Consider the following 18,461-nt stretch of genomic DNA (forward strand, 5'->3'; position numbering starts at 1 on the left):
CCCGGTCCAATCTGTTTTATTTTGCTTCTTTTTGTTAAAATAAGTCTATCAAATCAGTAAGGAGTTACTCATATGGAAGGGTTACTGCGTCAACCGCAATGGCGAATCATCGATCAATCAGCTGTTGGCATTCATTTTCAAGCATTACAATCGTTTGGAACGGATGATACCCTGTGTGCATCGGTCGGATCGGGGCAGGCACCAGCAACCGCTCGGACATGGGTCCACCACAATACCATCGTCCTCGGCATCCAGGATACCAAATTACCATTTTTACAAGCAGGCATTCAATTTCTACAGGAGCAAGGCTATCAATCAATTGTTAGAAATTCCGGCGGCCTCGCTGTCGTCCTTGATGAAGGCGTCCTCAACGTTTCGTTAATTTTTCCAGAGGCGGAAAAAGGGATTGATATTAATCGCGGCTATGAGACGATGTGGCAGCTCATTCAAAACATGTTTGCGGACTTCCCGCACCAGATTGAGGCCAGGGAAATTATCGGCTCTTATTGCCCAGGAAGTTACGACCTGAGTATCGATGGGAAAAAGTTTGCCGGTATCTCCCAGCGCCGCCTTAAAAAAGGGGTTGCCGTTCAGATCTATCTTTGTGTGAATGGGAGCGGTAAAAAGCGGGCCGAGCTGGTCAGGCAATTTTACAAACTAGCAAAACAAGAGGAAGAAACAAAATTTGCTTATCCGGAAATTGTCCCTTCTGTCATGGCATCACTTGCGGAATTGCTCGGGACAGATTTGACTATCGGTGATGTAATGCTCCGTCTATTAAACCAGTTAAAGGAAAATAGTGAATTTTTATATACTGGGCCATTGAATGACTATGAGCTGGCGTTATTTCCCGGTTATTATCAAAGGGTCATTGATCGTAATGAAAAAATCGCCGCCATGTAAAAAGCCGCAATCCCACCAAAGTGGAATTGCGGCTTTTTTTCAAAGAGATGTTGCGCTTTTGCTCTTCTCCCAATGCTCTATTTATTCTGCTACTTTTTCTAAGTTCCCGTTACGGTCCATTTTGAATTTAGTCGCTGGTCTTTCTTCTTCTTCAAATAAAACAAGCTTGCGGGCGCGGTTCATAATCTTCATTAAGGTCTCGTAATCTTCCTGGATTGTTTCGGTATTCTGCTCAAGCCCCGCGATTTTGGCTGCCATTTCTTCATTGTGACGCCTTACCTCAGCCAACTCTCTTTTCAATCTTTCATTCTCACTTTTTAATGCTTCATTTTGCAGATTGGCATGATGAAAGTTTTGCAAATAAGTAATGACGGAATCAAGCGAAAGCCCTGTGGTATTTGCCTGCCGGTACGTTTGGACGGATGGCTGAACGGGTGCCTGTGCTTGAACTGGCGCTTGTGTTTGGACGGAAGCAGCCGGTTTTACATAAGTTTCTTCTGCCATTTCTGCCGTCATATCTGGCAGTTCAAACGAAGTTTCGAGCGGCATTTCAACTTCCATTGGCATCGTTTCAAACTCCGGTGTTCCCGTGAGCGGCGGACTATACAGCAGCTTCTTCTTGCCGCCCTGATCTTTTCCTAAAACTCTTTGTCTTTGTTTCCGTTGCTTTTTAGCTAGCTGTAGTGCTTTTTCATAGCGGTGACGGACGACAGCGTTCCATCTGAACCCACACGCGGCAGAAGTACGATTCAGTTTATCGCCCACTTCTTCAAAAGCGTTCAGCTGGGTGCTTCCTTCTCTTACATGCCTAAGGACAGTCTCGGCTAAAAGCAAATCATTCTCATCTGTCCATGCATCTTGACGAACTTTCATATTTTCAACTCCCTATTATAGTTTTTTTGATGAACCCGCCAATGAATCTTGACGAGTTTTTAAAAGTTCTAGTCTTAGGATGGACAAGTTTATGAGCCTTTATACCAAAATGGTTGCAAGGATAGTAGATTTTTTTCACGAGTTTAGTAAAGATTGCAACTTGCAATCGAAAACAAGAAAATGTAAAATACCATAGGAGTTAATCGGTTGTTTTAAGTAATCCAAACTGGATAAAATATAGATAGAGAGTGCCAAAAGAAAGGGTTGTAACAAATGTCCAATGAATTTCGCGTTTGTGATGATTGTCAGGCCGTGAATTTGAAGACATTAATCCCTCGGTTAAAAGAACTGGATCCGGATGCTGAAGTGAAAATTGGCTGCCAATCCTATTGCGGACCAGGCCGGAAAAAGACCTTTGCTTTCGTTAATAACCGTCCGGTTGCCGCATTAACGGAAGAGGAATTAATGGAAAAAGTGAATAAAAAGATAAAATAGTCACCTTTGTCAAATAAACTTAGGTGACTTTTTTTCTCATCAATGTCGAAAAATCCTGTAGAATTTTGCTGAAAACTGGGTGGTTTTTGGGATATAATAGGAAATATATAAGCGAAGGGCTCTGGAAGCCCGAACTAGTATACGAGGAAGAGGGAAGTCTATGGCATATTCGGCGGAAAAGCTAAGTGAAGAAAAAGTATTTAAAGACCCCGTCCACCGCTACGTCCATGTACGTGACCTGGCCATCTGGGATTTAATTGGCACAAAAGAGTTTCAGCGCTTGCGGCGCATCAAACAGCTCGGAACCACTTTTTTAACCTTTCACGGCGCAGAGCACAGCCGCTTCAACCATTCACTAGGTGTCTATGAAATTGTCCGCCGCATCATTGATGATGTGTTTGCGGGAAGGCCGGAATGGAACGATGACGAACGCCTGTTGACCCTATGCGCGGCCCTGCTCCATGACCTCGGCCACGGACCGTTTTCTCATTCCTTTGAAAAAGTGTTTGATTTCGATCATGAGGAGTTCACCCGAAAGATTATTTTAGGAGATACCGAAGTGAATAAGGTACTGTTGAAGGTTGGTAAAGATTTTCCTGAAAAAGTAGCCGAAGTGATCGCGAAAACTTCAGAGAAAAAGCTAGTTGTCAGCCTTATTTCCAGTCAAATTGATGCCGACCGGATGGATTATTTGCAGCGAGATGCCTATTTTACGGGTGTCAGTTATGGTCAGTTTGATATGGAACGGATCCTGCGGGTGATGAGGCCGCGCGAGGATCAAGTGGTGATCAAAAAAAGCGGGATGCATGCGGTGGAAGACTATATAATGAGCCGCTACCAGATGTATTGGCAGGTCTATTTTCATCCAGTTTCGCGCAGTGCGGAGGTTATTTTGACAAAAATTCTCCACCGCGCCAAGCAATTATTTGAAGAGAACTATTCTTTTAAATATGAACCGATCCACTTTACTTCGATCTTCAATGAAAAAGTAACCTTAGAAGACTATCTAAAATTAGATGAATCCGTGATTTTATATTATTTTCAAATTTGGCAGGAGGAAACTGACCCGATTATTAGTGACCTCTGCCGGCGGTTTGTGAATCGCAATCTATTTAAGTATGCCGAATTTGATCCTGCGAAGGAATACAAAAAGCTCGCCGAATTAGGTTCCTTATTCAAAAAGGCAGGGATTGATCCTGAATACTATTTGGTTGTCGATTCCTCGTCGGATTTGCCGTATGATTTCTACCGTCCTGGAGAGGAAGAGGAACGGCTGCCGATTCATTTGTTGATGCAAAATGGGGAATTGAAGGAGCTTTCTAGAGAGTCAGAGATCGTTGATGCGATCTCGGGGAAAAGAAGAACGGACCACAAGCTCTATTACCCGGCTGATTTCCTAGAGGATGACTCGTCCAAAAAGAATGTCAAAAAGCAAATCCGTGCCCTTTTAGAGCTATAGAACGATTGGTGCCTGACACCCAATATTGATCTGTTGAGATGGAGTAGGAGATGACGAACGTTGTTAAATGATCACGCGAAGCTGATGCAGGCGGTTATGGTTTCCGGTGAAATTATCGGACGAAAAAAGCTGCAAAAGATGATATATATTGCGAAAAAGGTGGCATTCCCTTTTCATGAGCGGTTCCAGTTTCATTTTTATGGCCCCTACTCAGAGGAATTGACGTTACGGGTCGAAGAGCTATGTAATATGGGATTTCTCAATGAGGTGAAGGAGAAAAAGGGCGGTTATTTTCAGTATCGCTACTCTCTGACAGAGCCGGGGAAAGAGTTTTTAAGTGTGAATGAGGTTGAGATGCCGTTTTTGCAGGATTGCCTGGTGGATATGAATGAGCAGAATGCTAGATTCTTGGAGTTGGTTTCCACGGTTTTATATTTTGATAATCTTCCAAAAGAAGAGGTCATGAACAAGGTGTTTACATTAAAGGCAAGCCAGCGCTATACGGAAGCGGAAATCGATGAGGCCTATCAATATATCGAATCCTTAAAAGGTAAAATTCAATAAGTTTGTGAGCGCCACTTGGACAGCTGCTGAGTCTGGGTGGTGTTTTTTTGAGTCTATTTAAGCTAGTCCGAAAGACATTTCTCTCGTTTCCATGTGAGGTTATGTCCATCGTGGCTCGTCCGAAAGACATTTCTCTCGTTTCCATGTGAGGTTTTGTCTATCGTGGCTCGTCCGAAAGACATTTCTCTTGTTCCCTAGTTGGATTTTGTCCATCGGAACCCGTCCGAAAGACATTTCTCCTGTTCCCTTGTGGAATTTTGTCCATCGGAGCCCGTACAATCGCACGCGATTTTCAGTTAAATCAATACTCTTTTAGTTGTGGATTTGTTATGGTTTGTATAAAGAGGGGAAAAATGGAGATAGAGCTGGAAAAAATGAAGATTGGGAGTCCAAAAGACGAGATAAAGTTTTTGTAACAAAAAAGGTGTCAGGCACCATGTGAAAATTTCACTTGGTGCCTGACACCTTTAAAACCATTCTTATTGATCGCTTTTTCTAATCCCGGCAATTCCGAGATTGCTTTTGCTCATTTCATCGATCATTACGTGGATTGCTTCTTTGGGTGCTCCTGTTGTTTCGCTGACTGCTTCGGTTACTCTTGAAACAAGTTCACGTTTCTGTTCATCGGTACGTCCTTCAAGCATTTTTACGGTAACATATGGCATGTTTTTTCCCTCCTATATAACGCGTTCGCTTTTCTATTTTAGTTTTCCATAATTCGACGAAAAGTGCAATAATAGATGACGCTTTTGATTTTCTTTTTATAAACGGTTTCATGTATACTAAAAGGAATATAGTATAGATAGAAAAACGGAGTTTGTGCACCATACAAAGTGTGCCATCCGGTAGAGCTGGAAGGAGATACGCGTTGGAAAATTTTCTTGCCTATCCACTTAGCATGATTCCCTATTTGGCAATAACCCTGATGATTGCCTTTACGTTTCACGAATTTGCTCACGCGTTTGTTGCCTATAAATTCGGGGACATGACGGCAAAAAACCAAGGACGCTTGACGCTGAATCCACTCAAGCACCTCGATCCGATTGGAACCATCTTAATTTTTATCGCCGGCTTTGGCTGGGCCCGACCGGTTCCGGTTAATCGCTTTTTCTTTAAAAAGCCCCGTCTCGCAGGAATTCTCGTTTCGGTTGCAGGGCCGCTCAGCAATCTTATTTTAGCTTCGCTAGGCTTCATTGTTGCGTTTGGATTAAACCGATCAGGGGTCATCGTACCAGATAGTTTCTATGATTTTCTCGAAATATTTATCAGGCTTAATATTGTTCTATTTATTTTTAACCTGTTACCCTTTCCACCGCTCGATGGGTACCGAATTATTGAAGATTTAGCTCCCACTCATGTGCGGGCAAAAATGACCCAGTATGAACAGTACGGTGCGTTGATCTTCTTAATTCTAGTTTTCACACCCCTTGATAAATTTACAATTGAGCCTATTTTTGGGGTGGTCATCCCTTGGGTGTGGGATGGGTTAAGTAATTTCTTTAGTATGTTGTTTTTTTAGGAGGCTTGCGTTTTAATGGATGAAAAAAAGAAGAAACTTGGTTTTAATATTATAAAAAGTGACCCGACGGATGGTCACAAAGGCTACGGAAAAGGTGCATTGAGCCTTGATAATGTGTCACCGGTCATCATTGATGTCGATGCAGGCGAGGCTGAGATTGATGTCGGTGCAATGCATGCCCGCAGCGTCGTGGAAAAGGGAATTAAATTTTTGAAAACGCAAGAAGAGGTTCCGAACGGGAAACCGTATTGGCTTGTATGGGTAACGATTGACCGCAAGCAAGAAGGTCCGTACTACGCCGGTGTGACGGCCTGCTTTATGACCGTTGACCGGGAGATTCGGCGCGGCTACAAATCCTTGCCTGAACACGTGAACCGCATGGATAAGTCTTTGAAACGCCATATCATTGTGGACGACATGGATGCGAATTCGAAAAAGGTGTTAGCCGATTTCTTGCGCAATCATAATGAGGTCTTGTGGAACAACTCAACGGATGAGCTAAAACGTGGTTTAATGGCCGAATAAAAAGAAAAGCGCAAGCGCCCGTTTAGCGGCGTATGGACTGGAGCCCCTTGACTGAGATAAAGGAAAATAGAAAAGCGGAAGCGCCTTGTTCAGGGGCGACAGGCATAAGACGAGCCGGCGTGAAGGTAGCTTTTTAACCTTCAGGACGGATTGGCTTATGACCCCGAGCCCCTAGGCGCTGGAGCTGGACAACACGGAGAGCGTTAGCGATCCGATGTTGACTTATCGTAGGGAAAAGGGCGAAGTACACTAGCCGCTGGGCACTGGAGCTAGACAGTTATCTAGGTTCAAACTTTTATACCTTCTTATTTTGAAATAAATGCTTGTAGTTTTTTCAAAAGGTATAGTATTATAAGCAGTGTAAAAACGCTTTAAAACTAGGACAAGAAAAGCTCCGGAAATTTTTCCGGAGCTTTTCTATATTTAGATTTGTTTAACTCCATGGCATAATCTTTTTATACCATGGCACTCTCTTGTTGGTGTCTTTGTGATTTGCAGGAGCGGATTCATGATGGTTGAGATGCTCCGTGCAGTATTCGGTTGGCTCCGTTCCAGCGACAAAATAGGTAAAGCGGCGTACTGGACAATCCTTTGTTGCCAATTTGCCATTCTCAGGATTGACATAAACCCCTTTGACACCTTCTTTTGGTGCTTTAAACGCCTTCACGGGCTTGCCTTTTAAGGCTTCTTCCATAAAATTAGCCCAGATATTCTTGGCGTATGTTTTTTCCGCGACCAGCTCAATCGGTTTTCCCATATCGTAGCCGGCCCAAACGGCGGTAACCAGCTGCGGCGAGTAGCCGATCATCCAGCTATCCGTTTCCGTTGAGCCTGATTTACCTGCATAAGGGCGCGAAATATCCTTAATGACCGTGCTGCCGGTTACCTTGGCATAGCCGTTTAACTTCGGATCAAAAATCCCCGTCAACATTTGCGTCATAACAAAAGCCTTTGCTGGGTCCAAAACCTTTTTCGTCTCATTTTCTTTTTCAAAAATGACATTGCCATTGTAGTCTTCCACTCTGGTAATTAAGGTTGGATTCACCTTTTTCCCACCATTTGCAAACAGACTATAGGCATTCGCCATTTCGATGACCCGTACACCTGAAGTCCCCAAAGCGAGTGAGGGAACACGAGCCATTTTGGATGAAAGGCCAAATTTCTTAGCCGTTTCAATTAAGGTCTCTTCTCCTAAAAATAAATGCGTTTTGACGGCAAAGATATTATCAGAAACAGCAAGTGCTTGGGCGAGGGTGATTTCGCCGTCGGCATACTTATTGTTAAAGTTATGCGGGGTATAATCAGCCTGGCCATCGTCAAAATGGAAGGTCGTAAACTCACTGCGCATCGTCGAGGATGGAGTGAACCCCTGCTCCAGGGCTGCGTAATACAACAGCGGCTTGATCGTGGAGCCTGGCTGCCTGATCGCCTGAACGGCGCGGTTAAACGGGCTCTTTTCATAATCCCTGCCGCCGACCATCGCTTTCACATAACCGTTTTTCGGATCCATTGCAACTAAACCCACTTGAATTTCCGATAGATTCGCGACAAATTTATGAACCTGATTTTCAGCTGCCTCCTGCTGTTTGCGATTAAGCGTGGTATAGACTTTTAATCCGCCGAGGGCAATCGTGCGGTCATCTAAATGTAATTGATTTTTTAAGGCATTTCTGACAGCATCCTGAAAATAAGGAGCCACCTTCACTTTTTGTGTGTTATGAGCGCCGACAATTGTCAGCGGCTGCATGGCAGCATCTATTGCTTCTTTTTTCTTGATGTAATGATTCGTTACCATGCTTTTCAAAATAATCGTCTGGCGCTTTTTTGCATGTTCCATCGAGGCCAGCGGAGAGTAGATTCCCGGCCCCTTTGGAATTCCGGCGAGTATGCTCGCTTCCGCAAGGTTTAAGTCAGCTGCATCTTTTCCAAAATAATATTGACTGGCCGCCTGTACACCATAGGCACCGTTGCCATAATAAATCGTATTTAAATAGCCTTCGAGAATTTCCTTTTTTGAATAATTCATCTCGATGCGGATCGTATAAAAAGCCTCGTGCAGCTTCCGTGTCCACGTTTTATCGTGTTCGAGAAATAGATTTCGGGCATATTGCTGGGTAATTGTGCTTGCCCCCTGTACCTTTGAGAAGGCTTGAATATCGGCTAAGACAGCACCCCCAATACGCTTAAAATCGAAGCCATGGTGCTCGTAAAAATTTTTATCCTCAATCGAGATCGTTGCCGCGACAATATCCGGTGAAATATCCTCTAACCGGGCCCAATACCGTTTTTGGCCACTATTACTTTCGCCAATCAATGTCCCGTCATCCGCGAAGAAAAGGGTCGATTGCGGCACGGCGAGCGGCGGCGCGCCGAGGATTTTTGCATAGGCCAGAATTCCAAGGAAGAGAATAAGCATACAAATCATGCCTATCAAACTGATGATAATAGCTGCCCGCAAATATTTAATCGTCTTCCGAAACCCTTGATCAGTCATGATTTCCACTATATCTCACCACCGTATTTCCAGATTTTAAAAAAATAGATAGTAATAGTATTGAAAAAATAGAGTCATTTTAAACATTTAATGTAGGATTTATTTAAATTTTGCTAGACTTTTTGGTGTGATTGTAATTCAATAGTTTGGGTACTATAAAATTGAAGTGATTACTTTGTAATTAACTAGAGGTTTAAATAGAATGAAGTGAAAGGAAGATGAACATGTCAATTTGGTTTACAGAAAAGCAAACCGAAAACTTTGGAATCACCATGAAAGTAAATAAAACCTTACATACAGAACAAACGGAATTTCAAAAGCTCGATATGATTGAAACAGAAGAGTGGGGCAACATGCTGTTATTAGACGACATGGTGATGACTTCTGTCCGCGATGAATTTGTTTACCATGAAATGGTGGCACACGTTCCTTTATTTACACACCCAAACCCTGAGAATGTTCTTGTTGTCGGCGGCGGCGATGGCGGTGTGATTCGTGAAGTGTTAAAGCACCCAAGCGTGAAGAAAGCGACGCTTGTTGATATTGATGGCAAAGTAATTGAGTACTCAAAGAAATTCCTTCCGGAGATTGCCGGGATGCTTGATGACCCACGCGTGGATGTTCAAGTCGACGACGGATTCATGCACATTGCGAAAAGCGAAAATGAGTATGACGTTATTATGGTTGACTCAACCGAACCAGTCGGACCAGCGGTTAACCTATTTACAAAAGGTTTCTATGCAGGCATCTCGAAGGCGTTGAAAGAAGACGGAATTTTTGTGGCTCAGTCTGATAATCCGTGGTTTAAAGCGGATTTAATCCGTAACGTACAACGCGACGTTCGTGAAATCTTCCCAATTACACGACTATATGTTGCAAATATCCCAACATACCCAAGCGGCTTATGGGCCTTCACGATCGGATCAAAGAAATACGATCCATTAGAAGTAAGCGAAGACCGCTTCCACGAAATCGAAACAAAATACTACACAAAAGAGCTTCACAAAGCAGCATTCGTACTGCCTAAGTTTGTTGGGGATTTAGTGAAGTAATTCAAATAGATATAATGAAGTGGTGTCAGGCACCACAAAGAAAGTGGTACAAAATCATAAGTGTCCACTCCGTGCAGACAAAGTGAGTGTTTTGTCCACCGATGGTGCCTGACACCCTTATAGAATAGAGAGCGAGGGATACATAGATGCGTTTTGATGAGGCGTATTCAGGGAATGTGTTTATTAAGAGTCATCCAAATTTTGAGGAGAGTCAGGTTGTTCTGTACGGGATGCCGATGGATTGGACGGTCAGTTATCGTCCGGGGTCACGTTTTGGTCCGGCCCGTATCCGCGAGGTGTCGATTGGTTTAGAGGAGTACAGCGCCTATCTTGACCGTGAACTTGAGGATGTAAAATATTACGATGCTGGCGATATTCCGCTTCCATTCGGGAATCCGCAAAAGAGCATTGATATCATTGAAGATTTTGTTGACCAAGTCCTTGCTGCCGGCAAGTTCCCGCTTGGCATGGGCGGCGAGCATCTGGTCTCTTGGCCGGTCATGAAAGCTATGTATAAAAAGTATCCAGATTTAGCAATTATCCATTTTGATGCCCACACCGATTTACGTGAGCAATATGAAGGCGAACCGTTGTCACACTCGACCCCAATCCGCAAGATTGCGGAACATATCGGGCCGAACAACGTTTATTCCTTCGGGATCCGTTCAGGGATGAAGGAAGAGTTTGAGTGGGCGAAGCAAAACGGGATGCATATTTCGAAGTTTGAAGTGCTTGAGCCATTAAAAGAAATCCTGCCGACACTTGCCGGACGTCCGGTTTATGTCACGATTGATATCGATGTCCTTGATCCAGCGCATGCACCTGGCACAGGTACGGTTGATTGCGGCGGGATCACTTCGAAAGAGTTGCTTGCCTCTATTCATGCGATTGCCCGTTCTGAAGTGAATGTTGTCGGCGGGGACCTGGTTGAGGTTGCGCCAATCTACGACCCTTCCGAGCAAACAGCCAATACAGCGAGCAAGTTAATTCGTGAAATGCTGCTTGGCTGGGTGAAATAAAACAGAAAAGCGGAAGCGCCTAGTCGCTGGAGCTGGCCAATTCTCAAACTTAAGTTGCCTGACCCTTTTTGAGGGCGGGCATTTTTTGATTTGTGCCCCAGCAATGTTTATAATAGAAAAAGTATGCAATAATGCAGTTAAGTCAATTACTAGGACTAGAACCATTCCAAAGAGTGTTACTGAGTTCCTTTTTAAAAAAGAAAAAAGGAAGTGCGATTTCGTTTGTCTAGTACGGAAATTCCTATGAAAATTAATGTGAAAACGACGATTCATCAGCATGGGGGCAAGGAAGTCTATGAGCTGGCGGTGTTTGGCCGTTATCTGCAAAAAGATGGGGCCTCGTTTCTTAAGTATGAAGAGGTGCAGGAAGAGGGCAATGTTCGGACGATTGTGAAGGTGGCTGGGGATGAGGCGCTGATTTTGCGTGGTGGTGCGGTGAAGATGCGTTTGCCGTTTCGCTTGCACAAGAAGCTTCGCGGCAGTTATGAAATGCCGTTTGGTACCTTTGAGACGATGACGCTTGCAAAGCGGATTGAGCATTCGGATGGCTTGATTGATATCCTTTATGATTTTACGATGCAGGGCTCGCATGCCGGTACATACCATTTGGAAATTACCTTTCAGGAGGATAAACATGAACATAGTTGAACAAGTACAAAGTAAGTTAAAGGAAGAGATTCGCGCGGCGGTGCTGAAGGCGGGTCTGGCAACGGAGGAGCAGATTCCTGCTGTGGTTCTTGAAACGCCGAAGGAGAAGGTGCACGGTGATTATTCGACGAATATGGCGATGCAGCTGACTCGTGTTGCGAAGAAGGCGCCAAGAGTGATTGCGGAAGCATTGATTGAGAATATAGACCGCTCAAAGGCTTCGATTGAAAAAATTGAACTGGCGGGGCCGGGGTTTATTAATTTTTATATGAATAATAGTTATTTAACGGAGCTGATTCCGACGGTTCTAAAGGCTGGTGAGCGGTACGGTGAGACCACGGTAGGCGGCAACGAGAAAATAATGGTGGAGTTCGTGTCGGCCAATCCAACGGGTGACTTGCACCTGGGTCATGCCCGCGGTGCAGCGGTCGGCGATTCGTTATGTAACATTTTGGACAAAGCGGGCTATGATGTTTCGCGTGAGTACTATATTAATGACGCTGGGAACCAGATTAATAATCTGGCACTGTCGGTGGAAGCACGTTATTTCCAGGCACTTGGTTTGGAAAAAGAAATGCCGGAGGGCGGTTACCATGGTACCGATATTATTGGCATTGGGAAAACTTTGGCCGAAGAATTTGGCGACAAGTATGTGCATATTTCCGTTGAAGAGCGCCAGGAATTTTTCCGTGAGTACGGTCTGAAATATGAAATGGCGAAGTTGAAGCAGGACCTTGAGGATTTCCGCGTGGGCTTTGATGTCTGGTACTCGGAGACGTCTCTTTATAAAAATGGAAAAATTGATGAGGCGTTGGCCGCATTGCGGGCGAGCGGTTATGTGTATGAGGAAGACGGTGCGACTTGGCTCCGTTCGACGGACTTTGGCGATGACAAGGACCGTGTGTTAATTAAGCAGGATGGATCGTATACGTATTTGACGCCGGATATTGCTTACCATAAGGACAAGTTAGGCCGCGGCTTTGAGAAGTTGATTAATATTTGGGGCGCGGATCACCATGGATATATTCCAAGGATGAAGGCGGCGATTCAGGCGCTCGGGTTTAGCCGCGAGGCGCTTGAGGTGGAAATCATTCAGCTGGTTCACCTTTATAAAAATGGCGAGAAGATGAAGATGAGTAAGCGGACCGGGAAAGCGGTCACGATGCGTGATTTGGTTGATGAGGTCGGCCTCGATGCGACGCGTTATTTCTTTGCGATGCGCAGCTCGGATACGCATATGGATTTTGATTTGGATTTAGCGGTGTCGGAGTCGAATGAAAATCCAGTTTATTATGCGCATTATGCCCATGCACGGATTTCTAGTATTCTGCGTTCTGGTGAGGAGCAGGGTGTTCGCGTTGATGCGGATGCGGATTTTTCGTTAGTGGCATCGGAAAAGGAAATGGATTTATTGAAGAAGCTTGGTGAGTTCCCGTTGGCTGTTGGCGAGGCTGCACAGAAGCGTGTCCCACACCGGATTACCAACTATATCTTTGATTTAGCGTCGACGTTCCATAGTTTTTATAATGCGGAAAAGGTGCTCGACCTTGATAATGTAGAGCGCACTAAAGCACGCCTCGCGTTGGTGCGAGCGGTGCAGATTACACTCCGCAATGCGCTGGCGTTGATTGGGGTTTCAGCTCCTGAAAAAATGTAAATGATGATGGCTCCCTTATTTGGTTAAGGGGGCTTTTTATTGTGGTTGTTGTTATGTGAATATTCGGAATTAGGTGGAGTGGACAGTAAATTTTTCAAAGTGGACAGTAAATTGAATAAAGTCGACAGTAAATCGTAGACCTGGACAGTAAACTAAGTAAAGTGGACAGTAAAGGATCAAAACCCGACAGTAACCTGAAAAACAGGCAAAATTTATCAAGGTAAACTTGTCCCTATTTGTGAATATTACCTAATAAAAGGCAAATACTAGTAGGGAACTTTGAGAGAGGAGTGGATGAAGCGGATGAATGTGGGAAGAGCGAAGGAGATCGTCGAATCTGCCGACATGTTTAATGTCACTTACGAGGGGAAGCCTGTGATCATTCAACATGTCGATGAGGCCACACAAGTGGCGCGAATATACTCAAGAACGGACCCGGACAATGAGCGGGAAGTTCCTGTTTTAAACTTAATTGAGGAATAGAAAAGAGTCTTCGAAGTCGTTCGAAGACTTTTTTCATTGTGTCTAGCCCAGGGACCCAGCGGTTAGTCTATTTCACCTCAACAGCACCGCCGCTGACCCGTTTAAAGCCGCGGATCCGGCTGAGATCTTCGATTAATTTCAGGGCGGCTTGATCCTTTGCTTTGGCCTCAATCATGAAATCAATATCCGTACCGATTTCGCGCAGCATTTTCAAAAAAGGCATGATAAATTCCGGGTCAACAAAATCAGCGTGTGAGCGGAATTCCTTTTCGTTTTTGGGGGAGGAAATATGTACCTTCGGGATGTGGCGTGCATGCTTCCACGTCTGAAAAATCCGCGGCAGCAAATCCTCAAGCGCGGTTTCACACAGATTGGAGATATGGTGATGATAATCGAATACAAATGGGATTGTTTCCTTTTCACAGGCGGCTAACGTTTCTTCAGCATTATACGTTTTATCATCATTTTCCAGCGTCATCACGCGTTTAATCGGCGCTGGCAGCTTGGTTAAGTTTTGATGGAATCGTGGTAAAGTTTTCCGTTTATCACCATAAGCACCACCGATATGGATATTAATCAGTCCTTCCTGCTCCAGTCCCATCGCTTCAAACATTCGATAATGGTAGCTCATATCGACTACGGCATTATCGGTAATTTTCGTTTGCGGTGAGGTAAACAAGGTAAATTGATTCGGATGAAAACTCACCCGCAGCTCTTTCCTTTTAACCAGTTCACCAATTTCCTGCCACAACGAATGAAAGGGGGTCACAAAGTCCCAGTTCACTTCGGGATGGGTCGCTAGCGGGACAATCGAACTAGACATTCGATACAATTCAAGTTGATGAGCAATATTGTAGTAGAGCATCCTGAGGGTGTGGTCCAGATTTTGCTTCGTCACATCAAGCAATTTTTCCTGCCGTTCCCCGGTGCTTAACTGCTGATAACGAGTAAATGTCAGCGTCTTTGCGGGCGAAGCATCCCATAAGCTTATCGCATGCGAAACATACCCAAACCGAATCTTCATAGACAAACTCCTTTCTTATAAAAAATAGGAAACGGCCGCGGCGATGCCTTCTTTGATGGAGCGGACAGGGTTCGGTTTGTTAAGTTCAGCTAATGTCAGAGGTTCTGAGTCATCGATGTCCTTTTTGAGAATATCCATCAAGCGCTCGATAAAGGCAGGGTCATAAATATAGCAATTGATTTCCTTGTTTAAATACATGCTTCGTTTATCAAAATTGGCGGTGCCGATGTCACACAGTTTGTCATCAATAACGAGTGTTTTGGCATGATAAAAGCCTTTTTTATATTGATAAACGGCCGCCCCCGCCCGCATCAGCTTCCGTAAATAACGGAACGAGGCCTCTTGGACAAGCAGGTGGTCAGCGGTATACGGGACGATGACAGAAAGCTGAACCCCGCGTTTTATGGCTGCAAGTAACTCGGCCAAAATCTTATGACATGGAATAAAGTAGGGAGTGCCAATGATCATCGAATGGGTTGCTTTTTGAATCAGACGAAGATAATTTTGCTCTAATTGATTGGCTTCCGTTGGAACAAACTGATGGCGGACAGGACCATCAGCCAGGGGCGGAAAATAGGCCGGATTCCCCATAATATCTTCCCCCGCATACTCGTGCCAATCAAGCAAAAACTCACTTTGTAAAAAATTTACGCTCCGGCCGGTAATTTTTAAATGGTAATCGCGCCAGATCCCCAAGGAAGGCTCTTCGTCAATATATTCCTTCCCAACGTTATAACCGCCAAGATACCCAATTTCCCCGTCAATAATCGTAATCTTGCGGTGATTTCGAATCTGAGAAGAATAAAAAAGGAAGGGGAGCCTGATTGTATTGCTAAAAGCAAATCGAACACCCGCCTCCTGCAAAGAATTAACGGCCTCCTTCCTCACCTTCCAGCTGCCAAGCCGGTCAATAAGCAGCCGAACTTCCACCCCGGCCTGGGCCTTTTCTTTTAAAATAGAGAAAAACTCCTGACTAATCGCATCGTCTTTAACAATATAAAATAGCACATGAATATGCTTTTTCGCGTTCCGCAGTTCATGGAAATAGTCGGCGAATAACTTCTTTCCGTGGGTGAAAATATCAAAATTCCCATGAATGATGGCTGTTTCTCTTCGACTGACAATGGAAAGATGCTTCCTTTTACCTAAAATAAAATCTAAAACAAGCCATAGAATGATGAGAAAAATAAGTACGCTCGAAAAGAGTGCAAACGTCATCAGAATTCTTTCCTCCAATCAGTTTTGTTAGTTTTTCCGAAAGCGGTCATTTCTATAAGTTAGAGAAACTTTTCAAAAACTATTTGACTGAATGCTCATTCATAATATAATAGAGTTAAGTGTAGATTCTGAAAATTAATTATTTTCTAGAAGTTATCGGAAAGGGGCATTTGTATGAATGGTTTACTCTGGGTCAACCTGATTGCATTTCTTGTTGTAACCGCTTACGCAGTCAGTCTGTTTGTGTATGTCGTCAAAACCCGAATTGAATTTATTAAACTCGGTAAAAAGGTTGAGTTTGATAACAATGTGAAAGAGCGGCTTCAAAAAATTTGGGTCAATGTGTTTGGCCAAAAGAAACTGCTGAAGGATAAGAAAAGCGGGATCATGCACGTCATGTTCTTCTACGGCTTTATTCTGGTCCAATTTGGTGCGATTGATTTTATTATCAAAGGGATTAAACCTGGGGCACATTTGCCGCTTGGACCTCTTTATGCAGGGTTCACTTTTTTCCAAGAGCTTGTCACACTGATGATCTTAGTGGCTGTCATTTGGGCTTTTTACCGCCGCTATGTGGAAAAATTAGTCCGCTTGAAGCGGAACTTTAAATCCGGTCTTGTCCTTATATTTATTGGTGGTTTAATGCTTTCTGTTTTACTTGGCAACGGAATGAGTCTGATCTGGCATGGGGAAGAAGCTTCATGGACAGAACCGGTAGCCTCGCTGATTTCGCTGATCTTTTCAGGGATAAATGAAACCGCCTCCATTGTAATTTTTTACATTGCCTGGTGGGCGCACTTATTATTCTTGTTAACGTTCTTAGTGTATGTACCGCAGTCCAAACATGCTCACTTAATTGCTGGACCAGCGAATGTTTATTTTAACCGTTTAGATAAACCAGGAAAGTTGAAAAAAGTTGATTTTGAAGATGAATCCCAAGAAACGTTTGGGGTTGGAAAAATAGAAGACTTTACGCAGCACCAAATGATCGATTTTTATGCATGTGTTGAATGCGGCCGCTGTACGAATATGTGTCCGGCAACGGGTACTGGCAAAATGCTGTCACCGATGGACTTAATTGTCAAACTTCGTGATCACTTAACGAACCACGGTGCTGTGGTTACCTCGAAACAGCCGTGGGTGCCAACGATTGCATTTGCGAATACGAAGGGAAATCAACTGGCGCTTGCATCTGCAGGTCAAGGCGCACAGGAATCCGCTGCCGCATTAGCTTATAGCCCGAGCTTAATTGGCGATGTCATTACCGAAGAAGAAATTTGGGCATGTACAACGTGCCGAAATTGTGAAGACCAATGTCCAGTCATGAATGAGCATGTCGATAAAATTATTGACCTGCGCCGTTATTTGGTTTTAACCGAAGGGAAATTGGATGCCGATGCCCAGCGTGCGATGACGAATATTGAACGCCAAGGCAATCCATGGGGCTTGAACCGAAAGGAACGTGAAACTTGGCGTGAGGCCCGCGAAGATGTTCATGTGCCAACTGTGAAAGAGATGAATAAAGCCGGCGAAGAATTTGAATACCTTTTCTGGGTAGGAGCCATGGGCTCTTACGATAATCGCAGCCAAAAGATTGCCTTATCGTTTGCGAAGCTGCTGAACGAAGCAGGCGTGAAATTTGCGATTCTTGGCAACAAAGAGAAAAATTCTGGTGACACACCGCGCCGTCTCGGCAATGAATTCTTGTTCCAAGACTTGGCAGCGAAAAATATTGAGGAATTTGAAAAAGCAGAAGTCAAGAAAATCGTCACAATTGACCCGCATGCTTATAATATTTTCAAAAATGAATACCCTGATTTTGGCTTAACGGATGTCGAAGTGTTCCATCATACCGAGGTTTTATATGAGCTAGTTCGCGATGGCAAGCTTGTGCCGAAACATTCGGTTGATGAAACGATCACTTTCCATGATTCTTGTTACTTAGGCCGTTACAATGATGTCTATGATGCACCACGTGAGATTCTTAAATCTATTCCGGGCGTGAAGTTGATTGAAATGGAGCGGAACAGAGAGAAAGCGATGTGCTGTGGTGCTGGCGGCGGTTTGATGTGGATGGAGGAAGAAACTGGACACCGCATTAACGTGGCTAGAACCGAGCAGGCACTTGCTGTTAATCCATCGGTGATCAGTTCAGGCTGTCCGTATTGCTTAACGATGCTGTCAGATGGTACGAAGGCAAAAGAAGTGGAAGAAAAGGTTTCGACCTACGATGTGGCTGAGCTGCTTGAAAAAGCGGTTTGCGGGGAAGTCGCATAGTTTTTAAGGGGGAGCAGAGGTTCGATTTGTTTACATATTCATAAAATTTTAAAAATTTTATGGAAAACATTTCAACTTCTGCTCATTTTTATGTAGAATATAGTATGTAGATAAAAACGCTTACATTAACATTTTTAAAAAAAAGCAGGAGCCTGCGCTTCTTTTTTGGTTCCTACCCGAGCGAGCGTTCAGTCGCCGCGATATTTTTACAAAAGTTTGACTGAATATTAAGAAAAGGGAGAGTGTTTTGA

At 44.1% G+C, this 18,461-nt stretch carries 17 protein-coding genes; 12 read left to right on the forward strand and 5 right to left on the reverse strand.

The window, feature by feature from the left end; translation table 11 throughout:
- Positions 1-72 precede the first annotated feature (72 nt).
- Positions 73-903, forward strand: coding sequence for a lipoate--protein ligase family protein (locus tag QF028_RS28640; protein WP_429470835.1), 831 nt, complete (start codon positions 73-75; stop codon positions 901-903).
- Between the two features lie 81 nt (positions 904-984).
- Here the strand turns inward: QF028_RS28640 and QF028_RS28645 are convergent, their stop codons facing one another.
- Positions 985-1,776 carry an RsfA family transcriptional regulator gene (locus QF028_RS28645; RefSeq protein WP_215002095.1) on the reverse strand — a complete coding sequence of 264 codons (792 nt, stop codon included), beginning with the start codon at positions 1,774-1,776 and terminating at the stop codon, positions 985-987.
- Positions 1,777-2,049: 273 nt separating this feature from the next.
- On the opposite strand from QF028_RS28645, the gene QF028_RS28650 reads away from it, so the two are divergent.
- The 3 genes from QF028_RS28650 to QF028_RS28660 all read left to right on the forward strand — a co-directional run bounded on the left by QF028_RS28650 (position 2,050) and on the right by QF028_RS28660 (position 4,294).
- The gene (locus QF028_RS28650) at positions 2,050-2,271 is read left to right on the forward strand and encodes a DUF1450 domain-containing protein (RefSeq protein WP_066248771.1); all 222 of its coding nucleotides are present in this window, start codon (positions 2,050-2,052) and stop codon (positions 2,269-2,271) included.
- 160 nt (positions 2,272-2,431) lie between these two features.
- Positions 2,432-3,730 carry an HD domain-containing protein gene (locus QF028_RS28655; RefSeq protein WP_215002093.1) on the forward strand — a complete coding sequence of 433 codons (1,299 nt, stop codon included), beginning with the start codon at positions 2,432-2,434 and terminating at the stop codon, positions 3,728-3,730.
- 60 nt (positions 3,731-3,790) lie between these two features.
- Positions 3,791-4,294 (forward strand): YwgA family protein, encoded by a 504-nt coding sequence (locus tag QF028_RS28660; RefSeq protein ID WP_168241320.1) that lies wholly within the window; start codon positions 3,791-3,793, stop codon positions 4,292-4,294.
- A 479-nt stretch (positions 4,295-4,773) separates the two neighbouring features.
- Here the strand turns inward: QF028_RS28660 and QF028_RS28665 are convergent, their stop codons facing one another.
- The gene (locus QF028_RS28665) at positions 4,774-4,959 is read right to left on the reverse strand and encodes a 2-hydroxymuconate tautomerase (protein WP_168241319.1); all 186 of its coding nucleotides are present in this window, start codon (positions 4,957-4,959) and stop codon (positions 4,774-4,776) included.
- A 203-nt stretch (positions 4,960-5,162) separates the two neighbouring features.
- On the opposite strand from QF028_RS28665, the gene QF028_RS28670 reads away from it, so the two are divergent.
- Both QF028_RS28670 and QF028_RS28675 read left to right on the forward strand, forming a co-directional pair.
- Positions 5,163-5,813, forward strand: a complete 651-nt coding sequence (locus tag QF028_RS28670; RefSeq protein ID WP_410885127.1) for a site-2 protease family protein — start codon at positions 5,163-5,165, stop codon at positions 5,811-5,813.
- 15 nt (positions 5,814-5,828) lie between these two features.
- Positions 5,829-6,338 carry a YwhD family protein gene (locus QF028_RS28675; protein ID WP_429470839.1) on the forward strand — a complete coding sequence of 170 codons (510 nt, stop codon included), beginning with the start codon at positions 5,829-5,831 and terminating at the stop codon, positions 6,336-6,338.
- Between the two features lie 433 nt (positions 6,339-6,771).
- Here the strand turns inward: QF028_RS28675 and QF028_RS28680 are convergent, their stop codons facing one another.
- Positions 6,772-8,841, reverse strand: a complete 2,070-nt coding sequence (locus tag QF028_RS28680) for a transglycosylase domain-containing protein (protein WP_429470841.1) — start codon at positions 8,839-8,841, stop codon at positions 6,772-6,774.
- Between the two features lie 215 nt (positions 8,842-9,056).
- On the opposite strand from QF028_RS28680, the gene speE reads away from it, so the two are divergent.
- The 5 genes from speE (at position 9,057) to QF028_RS28705 (ending at position 13,691) form a co-directional block, all read left to right on the forward strand.
- Positions 9,057-9,884: a spermidine synthase gene (gene speE / locus QF028_RS28685; RefSeq protein WP_168241315.1), complete on the forward strand. Its 828-nt coding sequence runs from the start codon at positions 9,057-9,059 to the stop codon at positions 9,882-9,884.
- A gap of 146 nt (positions 9,885-10,030) precedes the next feature.
- Positions 10,031-10,903, forward strand: coding sequence for an agmatinase (gene speB / locus QF028_RS28690; RefSeq protein ID WP_088084775.1), 873 nt, complete (start codon positions 10,031-10,033; stop codon positions 10,901-10,903).
- A 222-nt stretch (positions 10,904-11,125) separates the two neighbouring features.
- Positions 11,126-11,551 (forward strand): DUF1934 domain-containing protein, encoded by a 426-nt coding sequence (locus QF028_RS28695; protein ID WP_429470844.1) that lies wholly within the window; start codon positions 11,126-11,128, stop codon positions 11,549-11,551.
- Positions 11,538-13,208: an arginine--tRNA ligase gene (argS, locus tag QF028_RS28700; RefSeq protein ID WP_429470846.1), complete on the forward strand. Its 1,671-nt coding sequence runs from the start codon at positions 11,538-11,540 to the stop codon at positions 13,206-13,208. The genes QF028_RS28695 and argS overlap by 14 nt, the downstream gene beginning before the upstream one ends.
- Before the next feature lie 294 nt (positions 13,209-13,502).
- Complete coding sequence (locus tag QF028_RS28705) at positions 13,503-13,691, forward strand: H-type small acid-soluble spore protein (RefSeq protein WP_374193704.1); 189 nt, start codon at positions 13,503-13,505, stop codon at positions 13,689-13,691.
- A gap of 67 nt (positions 13,692-13,758) precedes the next feature.
- On the opposite strand, the gene uvsE is transcribed toward QF028_RS28705, so the two are convergent.
- Positions 13,759-14,715: a UV DNA damage repair endonuclease UvsE gene (gene uvsE / locus QF028_RS28710; RefSeq protein ID WP_429470848.1), complete on the reverse strand. Its 957-nt coding sequence runs from the start codon at positions 14,713-14,715 to the stop codon at positions 13,759-13,761.
- 15 nt (positions 14,716-14,730) lie between these two features.
- Positions 14,731-15,933, reverse strand: a complete 1,203-nt coding sequence (gene cls / locus QF028_RS28715; RefSeq protein ID WP_429470850.1) for a cardiolipin synthase — start codon at positions 15,931-15,933, stop codon at positions 14,731-14,733.
- Between the two features lie 174 nt (positions 15,934-16,107).
- Between cls and QF028_RS28720 the strand changes: the two genes are divergently transcribed.
- Entirely contained in the window at positions 16,108-18,210 is a 2,103-nt protein-coding gene (locus QF028_RS28720) for a 4Fe-4S dicluster domain-containing protein (RefSeq protein ID WP_214999247.1), read from the forward strand.
- The last annotated feature ends 251 nt before the right edge of the window (positions 18,211-18,461 follow it).

Origin of the sequence: Neobacillus sp. B4I6 (assembly GCF_050434045.1) — a bacterium.
GTDB lineage: Bacteria > Bacillota > Bacilli > Bacillales > Cytobacillaceae > Neobacillus.